This is a genomic window from Streptomyces sp. NPDC015127 (assembly GCF_043080095.1).
In the GTDB taxonomy this organism is placed as follows: Bacteria; Actinomycetota; Actinomycetes; order Streptomycetales; family Streptomycetaceae; genus Streptomyces.
In genome coordinates this window covers 49,394-59,705 of the sequence record NZ_JBIBVE010000028.1, presented here as the reverse complement: position 1 = coordinate 59,705, position 10,312 = coordinate 49,394, and the positions used below count along the sequence as shown (strand labels likewise).

Annotated in this window: 9 protein-coding genes; 2 read left to right on the top strand and 7 right to left on the bottom strand. The window is 72.6% G+C overall.

The window, feature by feature from the left end:
• The coding region (locus ACF08N_RS34525) for an adenosylhomocysteinase (protein ID WP_392328685.1) at window positions 1-677 on the bottom strand (677 nt) is incomplete at its 3' end.
• Window positions 678-1,221: 544 nt separating this feature from the next.
• On the opposite strand from ACF08N_RS34525, the gene ACF08N_RS34520 reads away from it, so the two are divergent.
• Window positions 1,222-3,255 (top strand): fructose-specific PTS transporter subunit EIIC, encoded by a 2,034-nt coding sequence (locus ACF08N_RS34520; protein ID WP_392328688.1) that lies wholly within the window; start codon window positions 1,222-1,224, stop codon window positions 3,253-3,255.
• Between the two features lie 273 nt (window positions 3,256-3,528).
• Here ACF08N_RS34520 and ACF08N_RS34515 read toward each other — a convergent pair whose 3' ends face one another.
• The 6 genes from ACF08N_RS34515 to ACF08N_RS34490 form a co-directional block, all read right to left on the bottom strand.
• Window positions 3,529-4,494: a cation diffusion facilitator family transporter gene (locus ACF08N_RS34515; protein ID WP_392328684.1), complete on the bottom strand. Its 966-nt coding sequence runs from the start codon at window positions 4,492-4,494 to the stop codon at window positions 3,529-3,531.
• Between the two features lie 98 nt (window positions 4,495-4,592).
• The gene (gene manA / locus ACF08N_RS34510) at window positions 4,593-5,783 is read right to left on the bottom strand and encodes a mannose-6-phosphate isomerase, class I (protein ID WP_392328683.1); all 1,191 of its coding nucleotides are present in this window, start codon (window positions 5,781-5,783) and stop codon (window positions 4,593-4,595) included.
• 144 nt (window positions 5,784-5,927) lie between these two features.
• Window positions 5,928-7,079: an SIS domain-containing protein gene (locus tag ACF08N_RS34505; RefSeq protein ID WP_392328682.1), complete on the bottom strand. Its 1,152-nt coding sequence runs from the start codon at window positions 7,077-7,079 to the stop codon at window positions 5,928-5,930.
• Between the two features lie 85 nt (window positions 7,080-7,164).
• A complete protein-coding gene (locus ACF08N_RS34500) occupies window positions 7,165-7,347 on the bottom strand; it encodes a Trm112 family protein (protein WP_307715181.1) in 183 nt (60 codons plus the stop codon).
• Window positions 7,348-7,603: 256 nt separating this feature from the next.
• Window positions 7,604-8,965 (bottom strand): phosphomannomutase/phosphoglucomutase, encoded by a 1,362-nt coding sequence (locus ACF08N_RS34495; protein ID WP_392328681.1) that lies wholly within the window; start codon window positions 8,963-8,965, stop codon window positions 7,604-7,606.
• 207 nt (window positions 8,966-9,172) lie between these two features.
• Window positions 9,173-9,601, bottom strand: coding sequence for a DUF3499 domain-containing protein (locus tag ACF08N_RS34490; RefSeq protein ID WP_392328680.1), 429 nt, complete (start codon window positions 9,599-9,601; stop codon window positions 9,173-9,175).
• Between the two features lie 273 nt (window positions 9,602-9,874).
• Here ACF08N_RS34490 and ACF08N_RS34485 point away from each other — a divergent pair, with 273 nt between their 5' ends.
• A complete protein-coding gene (locus tag ACF08N_RS34485; protein ID WP_392328679.1) occupies window positions 9,875-10,303 on the top strand; it encodes a metallopeptidase family protein in 429 nt (142 codons plus the stop codon).
• The last annotated feature ends 9 nt before the right edge of the window (window positions 10,304-10,312 follow it).

The window sequence follows — 10,312 nt, the reverse complement described above, 5'->3', positions numbered from 1 at the left end:
AGCAGCGTGCCCTCGCGGTGCATCTCGTAGAGACGGTGGACGCCCGTCGTCGTCTCCTCCGTCACGCCGCGGATCTCGGACGCGAGCTGCGTCCACTTCTGCGGGTTCTCGGTGAGGGTGCGGTTGAGGAGGGTCAGGATGTAGGCGTACTCCTCGCTGTCCGCCGTCGACGGGTCGGGAGCCGAGCCCTCCTTCTCGAACTCGACACCCTTGTGCACGAGGAGGGTGGCGTCACCGCCGTCGTCCAGGATCATGTTCGGGCCGCCGGTGGGGGTGTTCGGCCAGGTCAGGGCCTGCTCCGTGCACCACCAGTACTCCTCCAGCGTCTCGCCCTTCCAGGCGAAGACGGGAACGCCCTGCGGGTTCTCGGGGGTGCCCTCGGGGCCGACCGCGACGGCGGCCGCGGCGTGGTCCTGGGTGGAGAAGATGTTGCAGGAGGCCCAGCGGACCTGGGCGCCGAGGGCGACCAGGGTCTCGATCAGCACGGCGGTCTGCACGGTCATGTGCAGCGAGCCGGTGATGCGGGCGCCGGCGAGCGGCTGGGCGGCGGCGTACTCCTTGCGGATCGACATCAGGCCGGGCATCTCGTGCTCGGCGAGGGTGATCTCCTTGCGGCCGAAGGCGGCGAGGGAAAGGTCGGCGACCTTGAAGTCCTGGCCGTTGGCGACAGTCGACATGCGAGCTGCTCCTCGTGGTTCGGGTCGAGGGTGGGTACGGCTTGCTCTGCGGCGGCCTGGGCATACGAATGCCCGGGAGTCCGCAGGACAGTCCGTCGGAGGCCCTCTCTCCCTCGGTCGGTCCGCACGGGACCGCCCGACCGCCATCAGCAGCGACGTCTGACTGGTGACGAATCTACACCGATCAGCTCAGCCGGCCCCAGCCCGCCCCGGCCCGGGATCCGGCCAGTTTCCACGGGTCCGGGCCTGGTCCTACAGCGCTTGCCGGGCTTTTGATGTGGCTGGAATCTGGGGCACGATGCTCCGGATCGCTTCGAGAGCGGTACGGGATCGCCCGGGTCGGTCCGGGTTCGGCCCGAGCCCCTCGGCCGGGGCGCCTCGGCTCGGGCTCGGCCCGGGATTGCCGAGGAAGGCCCGGGATCGGTCCCGGACCGCTCTGGGATCCGTACGCGATCGGGAGCGTCTGCACGATCTGCGCGACGAGCGTTAGGAGAACCACGTGACCAGTCCGGCGAGTGAGCAGCCAAGACTGAAGCTGCTCGCGGTGACGGCCTGTCCGACAGGCATCGCCCACACCTACATGGCCGCGGAGAAGCTGGCGCAGGCAGCGGAAGCGCTCGGCGTCGAGATGAAGGTGGAGACCCAAGGTTCCATCGGGGCCGAAAATGTACTCTCTGACAACGATGTCAAACACGCGGACGGCGTCATCATCGCCGCCGACAAGGACGTCGACCGCAGCCGTTTCGTCGGGAAGAAGGTGCTGGCCGTCGGTGTCGCCGAGGGCATCCACCACCCCGAGCGGCTGATCGAGCAGGTGCAGAGCGCGCCCGTGCACACGGCGGGCGGCGGCGACGGTGCGGCCGGAACGACGGGCAGCGCGTCGGGCGCCGGCGGGGGCAGGGAGCGCAGCGTCGCGTACAAGGCGCTGATGAACGGCGTCTCGTACATGATTCCGTTCGTCGTGGTGGGCGGGTTGCTCATCGCCATCTCGCTGGCGCTCGGCGGTGACGCCACGGCCAAGGGCTACGTGATCCCCGAGGGCACGTTCTGGGCGCATGTGAACGCCATCGGTGTCATCGGGTTCCAGTTGATGATTCCGATCCTGTCCGGCTACATCGCGTACGCCATCGGCGACCGGCCTGCCCTGGTGCCCGGCATGATCGGCGGCTGGATCGCCAACACCGGTTCGCTGTACGGCTCCGAGGCGGGGGCGGGCTTCATCGGGGCGATCGTGACCGGCTTCATCGCCGGTTATCTGGTGCTGTGGATCAAGAAGGTCCGGGTCCCGCGGTTCGCCCAGCCGATCATGCCGATCATCGTGATCCCGATCCTGGCGACGACTGCGCTGGGGCTGTTCTTCATCTACGTCATCGGCAAGCCCATCTCCTGGGTGTTCACGCACCTCACCGACTGGCTCGGCGGGATGACCGGGACCAGCGCCGTCCTGCTCGGCGCGCTGCTCGGCCTGATGATCGCCTTCGACATGGGCGGGCCGGTCAACAAGACGGCGTTCCTGTTCGGCACCGGGCTCATCGCGACCGGCAACCAGACCGTGATGGGCATGTGCGCCGCGGCGATCCCGGTGATGCCGCTCGGCCAGGGCCTCGCCACGCTGATCCGGCGCAAGCTGTACTCGGAGCAGGAGCGCGAGACCGGAATGGCCGCGCTGTTCATGGGGATGTTCGGGATCTCCGAGGGCGCGATTCCGTTCGCCGCGGCCCGCCCCGCGCAGGTGATCCCGGCGAACATGCTCGGCGGTGCGGTCGCCGGCGCGGTCGCGGGCATGGCCGGGGTCGAGGACGCGGTCCCGCACGGCGGCCCGATTGTGGCCGTGCTGGGGGCGGTCGGTGGCGTGCCGATGTTCTTCCTGGCCGTCGCCGCGGGCACGGTGGTCACGGCGGTCACCACGAACGCCCTGATCGGCCTCAAGCAGCGCACGGGCCGTGAGGCCCTCGTCCCTGCCGGCGTCGGGGCCCCGGCCGCCGAGCCCGTGCTCGCGGGCGTGGGTGTGGGGGCCGGTGGCGGCGCAGCTGCGCACGTGACGTCCGAGGTCGTGCGGGCCGGGGAGACCACGGAGGGCGCCGCGGAGCAGACCTCAGCCGGCGACGGCATGCCGAATGACGAGGTCCTGTCCGGTTACCTGACCGCGCAGACCGTGCGGGTGCGGCTCGCCGCCGGGGACAAGGACGACGCCATCCGCGAGATGGCCGCGATGCTGGCCACGACCGGCAAGGTGGCCGACGCCGAGGGGCTGGTCGCGGCGGCGTTCGCGCGCGAGGAGCAGGGCACGACCGGACTCGGCGAGGAGATCGCGATCCCGCATGCCAAGACCGATGCCGTCACCGCCCCGATCGTCGGCTTCGCCCGGTCCGCCGAGGGCGTGGAGTGGGGGTCGCTGGACGGCACGAGGGCAAAGCTGATCTTCATGATCACCGTGCCGGAGGCGGCCGCGGGAGACGAGCACCTGCGCATTCTGGCCATGCTGTCGCGCAAGCTCATGGACACGGACTTCCGGGCCCGGCTGACCGCCGCCCCGGACGAGTCGGCGGTTCTCGAGGTGCTGCGCGAGGTCCGGTGACCTGCGCCGGGTAGGGCGCGGCTGCCGGGTGGGGCCCGGCCGTCGCGCCCGCCGGATAGGGCGCGGCTGCCGGGTGGGGCCCGGCCGTCGCGCCCGCCGGGTAGGGCGCGGCTGCCGCGCGGCGCCCGCACCGCCCACGTCGGCACGGCGGCCCCCATGGCCGGGGACAGCAGCGCCCCGCCCGCGCGCCACACTCCTGCGCCGCACCGCCCGCCATGGCGAAGGGCCCCGGACCTGACCCGGTCCGGGGCCCTTCTTCGTACGCTCAGAGGCTCAGTGGCCAGTGTCGCCCGGCGCCTTGTCGAGGCCCGCGCCCGCGGCCGTCGCGGACTCGATGTAGATGTCCGGCTCCAGGTAGATCACGCGCGCGATCGGGACGGCCTGGCGGATACGGTCCTCGGCGGCGTTGATCGCCTCGGCCACCTCGGCGGCCGTGTCCTCGTGCTGGACGGCGATCTTCGCGGCGACGAGCAGCTCCTCCGGGCCGAGGTGCAGCGTGCGCATGTGGATGATGCGGGTGACCACCTCGCCGTCGACGAGGGCGTCCTTGATCTTCTCGACCTCGTCCGTGCCGGCGGCCTCGCCGAGCAGCAGGGACTTCGTCTCGGCCGCGAGAACGACGGCGATGATGATCAGCAGGACACCGATGCACAGGGTGCCGATGCCGTCCCAGACGCCGTCGCCGGTGACGAGAGCCAGGCTCACGCCGACCAGCGCCAGGATCAGACCGACCAGCGCGCCCAGGTCCTCCAGCAGGACGACCGGCAGCTCGGGGGCCTTGGCGCGGCGCACGAACTGCGTCCAGCTGAGCTTGCCGCGCAGCAGGTTCGACTCCTTGATGGCCGTCCGGAAGGAGAACGTCTCCGCGATGATCGCGAAGACGAGGACGCCGACCGGCCAGTACCAGGCCTCGATCTCGTGCGGGTGCTTGATCTTCTCGTAGCCCTCGTAGATGGCGAACATGCCACCGACGGAGAAGAGCACGATGGAGACGAGGAAGGCGTAGATGTAGCGCTCGCGCCCGTAGCCGAAGGGGTGTTGCGGGGTTGCCTCACGCTGGGCCTTCTTGCCGCCGAGCAGCAGGAGTCCCTGGTTGCCGGAGTCGGCGAGCGAGTGGACGCTCTCCGCGAGCATCGAGGACGACCCGCTGAAGAGGAACGCCACGAACTTCGCTGCCGCGATCGCGAGGTTGGCGGCGAGTGCCGCCACGATCGCCTTGGTTCCGCCTGACGCGCTCATGTGTGCCGGGTGTCCCTTCGTACTGACGTCGATCGCTTCCGGGCTTTGCCCGGCCTTTGCGGTGCGCCATTGTTGCAGCACCCCGAAGGGGCGCTCTCTCAGGCCACCACAGTGGCGCGGAACAGCGTGCCCGGACCGCCGTCGGTGCCCGTGATCCGCACGGCCTCCCCTGCCGGTACGAAGGCGGACTCGCCGGGGCCGAGCGCCAGCTCACCCGCCGTCCCGCTCACGGTCACCCCGCCCGCGGTGCACAGCAGGATCTGCGGGGTCGTGGCCGTCAGGTCGCAGGGCCGGGAGTCGGCGGCCAGCACGAAGCGGGAGAGCCGGAATTCGTCGATCGGGGTGTCGTACACCTCCTCGCCCGCGGGCGAGGGCTCGGGGCGCAGCACACCGGGGTCGGTCGCCTCGAAGCGGACGATGCGCAGCAGTTCGGGTACGTCGACGTGCTTGGGCGTCAGGCCGCAGCGCAGCACGTTGTCGGAGTTGGCCATGATCTCGACGCCGAGGCCGGACAGGTAGGCGTGCGGGATTCCGGCGCCGAGGAACAGGGCCTCGCCGGGCTGGAGTCGGACGTGGTTGAGCAGCATCGCGGCGATGACGCCCGGGTCGCCGGGGTAGTGGCGCGCGAGGGAGGCGTACGGGGCGTAGGGGCCGCCGAGGCGGTCGGCGGCTGCCGCGGCCTCGTGGACCGTGGCCGCCATCTCCTGGCGGTCGGCGGTCAGTACGGCGGTGAGGACCTCGCGGAGCGCAGCCTCCTCGGGGTGGGCGTGCAGCAGGTCCACGTACGGCTTGAGGGAGTCGACGTCGAGACCGGCGAGCAGATCGGCGGCGTCGGCGGGTGCGCGGAAGCCGCACAGGCCGTCGAAGGGCGTGAGGGCGCAGATCAGTTCCGGCTTGTGGTTGGGGTCCTTGTAGTTGCGCCCCGGGGCGTCGAGCGGGACGCCCGCCTCCTGCTCGGCGGTGTAACCGGCCTTCGCCTGGGCGAGGTCGGGGTGGACCTGGAGCGAGAGCGGGGCGCCGGCCGCGAGCAGCTTCAGCAGGAACGGGAGCCGGGGGCCGAACTTGGCGACGGCCGCCGCGCCGAGTTCCCGCTCGGGTGCCTCGGCGACGACCTCGGAGAGCGGCCGGGTGCTCTCGCCGCCGCGGCTGACGTGGGACGGCGCGCCGGGGTGGGCGCCCATCCACATCTCGGCCTGCGGCTCACCGGTGGGGGCGACGCCGAGCAGCTCCGGGATGGCGGTCGTGGACCCCCAGGCGTAGGGGCGCACGGTGTTGGCGAGGCGATCCATGGTGTTCCTTGGTCCTTCTTCGGTACGGCTGTCTGCGGGACATCGGCTCCGGTACGTCGGCCCTTGATACGGCGGGCGCGCGTCCGCGGAGCGTCGGTTCGGCGGACGCCCGGTGTCCGAGGGATGTCCGCTGGACGTGATCGCCTACGACCGGTCGCCCGCGCCGCCGCCGCTCGAGTCGGCGAGCGACAGGTACACGGCGGCGAAGTCGGTCACGGTGAGCAGCTCGGCGATCGATTCGAGCTCCGAGCCGTCCTCCGGTTCGAGCTCGCTGATGGGGGTGTCGTAGCCGAGGGCGAGCTCGCGTGCCGCCGGCGCGGCCGTGAGCCCGCCCGCCGGCCGGTCGCGCAGCAGGACGACGCGGGCCCGCAGCGCCTGCCGCTCCTCGACGCGGTCGCGGAAGAAGTCCTCGGGGTCGGCCCCGGCCGCGAAGTCCCCGACCAGCAGCACGCCGTGGGCGGGCAGTGCCTCCGGCAGCTCGGCCGCGAGGGCCGGCAGGCCGGCGAGCTCGGCGAGGACGGCGGCGAAGCGGCGGCCGGCGGGGGCGGCGCCCGTGCCCTCCGTCCAGATGAGGGGAAGGCTGTCGGCGAGCTCGGCGGCGAGGGTCTTGGCCGGGTTGCTGTACGTGGCGATCGCGGGCCCGCACCTCTCGGCGGTGCGGTCGAGCCGGTCGGCGACCTTGGCGAGCGTCTCGGGGGGCGCTTCGAGGAGCCCCACGCGGTCGAGGAGACACAGCAGCGGTGTCAGCAGGGCCCACAGGGCGCCGGGGCCGGCCGCCTGCCCCTCCTCGTAGAGCTCGTAGGGGGCGGTGGCCATGGGGACGACGAGGCCGTGGGCGCCGTCGACCGCCTCGGACAGCGGCGAGCGGCGGGGCGCGACGGCGACGACCGTGCAGCCGCGCCGGTATGCCTGCTCGGTCAGCAGGGCGAGGCCCGGTTCGCTGCCGTCGGTGGTCGCGACGAGCAGGAGGTCCAGCGAGCCCGCCCAGCCGGGCAGGGCCCAGCGCAGGGCGCCGGCGGCGTGGGCGACGCCCGTGGGCCGCAGCGCGATGACGGGGGCGGACGCGCCGGCGAGCGCGCCGATGAGGTCGGCGACGCCGGCGGCGGCGGTGCCGGGTCCGGCGACGAGCACGACCCGTGGGCGTCCCTCGGGGGTGAGCTCGGCGATTCCGGCCTCGGCCGCGTGCCGGGCTGCGGTGCGTACCCGCGCCCCGGCTTCGGCGGCGCCGCGCAGGAGGCCTCGGTGGTCGATGCGGGCGAGAGCGTCCGGGGCGTCGAGGAGCGACTCGTCGAGCATGGGGTGGGGCCTCCGATCGCCGTACGCGTGCGGGGGATGTGTGCGGTTGTGGGGCCGGCGCCCCGCTCCGGGCGGGGCTGCCGCGCTAGGCGGGGCGGCGGGCCTCGTCGACCAGGAGGACCGGGATGCCGTCCCGTACGGGGTAGGCCAGACCGCAGTCCGCGCCGGTGCAGATCAGCTCGGGCGTCTCGGCCGCCGTGCGGTCGTCGAACGGTGCGTGGCACGCCGGGCAGGCGAGGATCTCCAGGAGGCCGGCTTCGAGCGGCATGTCAGCGGTGTCCCTTCGGGCGTCTCACAGGTCCGGGGTGCGGTGGGGCCGCGTTCGGATCTGCGGTCACGGTCTTGCGGATCAGGCGTCGATCTGCGGTCACGGTCTTGCGGATCAGGCGTCGTCAGCCTACCGCCGGGGAGCGGGCTGCGGCTCGTTCTGACGACGCGCTGGGCGCTCGAGCGTGCCGGGGCGTACGGCTGGACGCCCGGAGGCCGGGCAGGACCCTGGGGCGGCAAACCGGGACGGGCCCGGCTCAGGCGCGGACCAGTGCGAGGACCTCGTCGCGGATCTTCGCCATCAGCGCCTCGTCACGGGCCTCGACGTTGAGCCGCAGGAGCGGCTCCGTGTTGGAGGCCCGCAGGTTGAACCACCAGTCGTCGGCGGCCACGGTCAGCCCGTCCAGCTCGTCCGTCCCCACGCCGTCGCGGGTCGCGAAGGCCGCCCGTACCGCCGCCACCCGGCTGGCCTGGTCGGCGACCTGAGAGTTGATCTCGCCGGACGCGGCGTAGCGGTCGTACCGGGCGACCAGCCGCGACAGCGGGCCGGCCTGGGAGCCGAGGGCCGCGAGCACGTGGAGCGCGGCGAGCATGCCGGTGTCGGCGTTCCAGAAGTCGCGGAAGTAGTAGTGCGCGGAGTGCTCGCCGCCGAAGACGGCGCCGGTGCGGGCCATCTCCTCCTTGATGAAGGAGTGCCCCACGCGGGTGCGCACCGGCGTGCCGCCCTGTTCGCGTACGACCTCGGGGACCGACCAGGAGGTGATCAGGTTGTGGATCACGGTGCCGCCGGGGTGCTTGGCCAGCTCCCGGGAGGCCACCAGGGCGGTGATCGCGGACGGGGAGACGCCCTCGCCGCGCTCGTCGACGACGAAGCAGCGGTCGGCGTCGCCGTCGAAGGCGAGGCCCAGGTCGGCGCCCTCGGCGAGGACGCGGGCCTGGAGGTCGACGAGGTTCGCGGGGTCGAGGGGGTTGGCCTCGTGGTTGGGGAAGGTGCCGTCGAGCTCGAAGTACATCGGGACGAGCGTGACGGGGAGGGCGCCGAAGACGGTGGGGACGGTGTGACCGCCCATGCCGTTGCCCGCGTCCACGACGACCTTGAGCGGGCGCATCGCCGAGAGGTCGACGAGCGACAGCAGGTGGGCCGCGTAGTCGGCGAGCGTGTCGCGCTCGGTGACCGTGCCGGGCCGCGCGGCCGGCGCGGGGGCGCCGTCGGCGGACCAGGCGGCGACGAGGTCGCGGATGTCGGCGAGGCCGGTGTCCTGGCCGACGGGCGCGGCGCCCGCGCGGCACATCTTGATCCCGTTGTACTGCGCCGGGTTGTGCGAGGCGGTGAACATCGCGCCCGGCAGGCCCAGGCGCCCGGAGGCGAAGTACAGCTGGTCGGTCGAGCACAGGCCGATGAGGGTGACGTCCGCGCCGCGGGCCGTGGCGCCGCGCGCGAAGGCGCCGGACAGGCCGGGCGACGACGGCCGCATGTCGTGGCCGACGACGACCGCGTCGGCGCCGGTCACCTGGACGAACGCGGCGCCGAAGAGTTCGGCGAGCCGCTCGTCCCACTGATCCGGCACCACTCCGCGGACGTCGTACGCCTTCACGATCTGCGACAGATCAGCAGCCACGGCCCAATCCTCCTGAAGTCTTGGCGGTCGCATCAAACTACCCGCCAAAGGTGTGGGCATCGTGCCCGGACCGGCTTCCCGGGACGTGATGCTCTGCGGCGCGCCCGCCCGGGCAGGGTGCCGTACGCGCCGGGCACGGTGGCCGGGGGCGACGGTGAGAGGTCGAGCAGGGGGTGGTACGGGCCGGTTGGCCGGGAGCGGCAGGGCTCAGTTGTCCGGGGAGCGCAGCACCCGCAGGTGGCCGCGGCGTGCGACCTCCATCGGGTCCGCCGAGCGACGGCCGCCCTGTCCGCCCGCCTCCGCGGTACGTCCCTGGGGCCGGGCCGCCTCCCGCACCGCGTTCGCGAGCGCTTCGAGGTCGTCGCCGCTGGGGCGTGCCGGGGCGGAGCCGTCCGTGAGCCGCACGACCTCCCAGCCGCGCGGGGCGGTCAGCCGCTCGCTGTGCTCGGCGCACAGGTCGTAGCAGTGGGGCTCGGCGTAGGTGGCGAGCGGGCCGAGGACCGCAGTCGAATCGGCATAGACGTACGTCAGTGTCGCGACGGCAGGGCGGCCGCACGCGGTGCGCGAACAGCGACGTACAGGGCTCACGACGTTGGACGGTACCGCACTCTTGAGCGGGCTGCGACGACTCTCCACCAGGTCACTCCCCCGTGTCGTGGTGTGACATCCGACAAAACGCCTGTTCCTGCAACTGCCCTGACCTGCACGGAAAGAGAACCACACGGGCGACGTCCGCGCAGGAGCCGGTCACGACTTGGGGTGAATAATGTCAATCGGACCGAGATCACCGATCTCCCGGGAAGCGCAATCGAGCCGAACGTTGGCCGGAACGGTCAATTGGCGACAAGCGGTGTGCCCGGGTCGGCACGCCGATCGCCGCTCACGCGGGAGCGTTACGCTGCGTCAGTGATGGACAGTCCTGTACCGCCCCGCCCGAGCGAGCCCAGACCGCGCCGCCGCGACCGTCACGGCCGGGGCATGCGCGGGCCCGTCGCCCCGCCCCAGGTGCCCCTCGCCGCCAGCCGCGCGGAGACCTTCCGTGACCTGGTGCAGGACTCCGTGGAGCGCCTGGAGCGGCACTGGCCGCAGCTGGCCGATGTCGACTTCCTGGTCCTGGACGTGCCGGGCTCACCGGACGACTCGGTGCCGCTCGGCAGTGCGGTACCGGCGGCCAAGGACCGGCCGGCGCGGATCATGATCTATCGCAGGCCCGTCGAGATCCGGACGAAGAACCGCGACGAGCGGGCGCTGCTGGTGCACGAGGTGGTCGTCGAGCAGGTGGCGGAGCTGCTCGGCCTCTCCCCCGAGTCGGTCGACCCGCGCTACGGCCAGGACTGACCCGGCCGC

What these genes read in the sequence shown, in the direction of transcription:
- ACF08N_RS34515 (WP_392328684.1), bottom strand. Translation starts at nt 4,494, where the DNA reads ATGAGCGCGTCAGGCGGAACCAAGGCGATCGTGGCGGCACTCGCCGCC.
- manA (WP_392328683.1), bottom strand. Translation starts at nt 5,783, where the DNA reads ATGGATCGCCTCGCCAACACCGTGCGCCCCTACGCCTGGGGGTCCACG.
- ACF08N_RS34505 (WP_392328682.1), bottom strand. Translation starts at nt 7,079, where the DNA reads ATGCTCGACGAGTCGCTCCTCGACGCCCCGGACGCTCTCGCCCGCATC.
- ACF08N_RS34500 (WP_307715181.1), bottom strand. Translation starts at nt 7,347, where the DNA reads ATGCCGCTCGAAGCCGGCCTCCTGGAGATCCTCGCCTGCCCGGCGTGC.
- ACF08N_RS34485 (WP_392328679.1), top strand. Translation starts at nt 9,875, where the DNA reads ATGGACAGTCCTGTACCGCCCCGCCCGAGCGAGCCCAGACCGCGCCGC.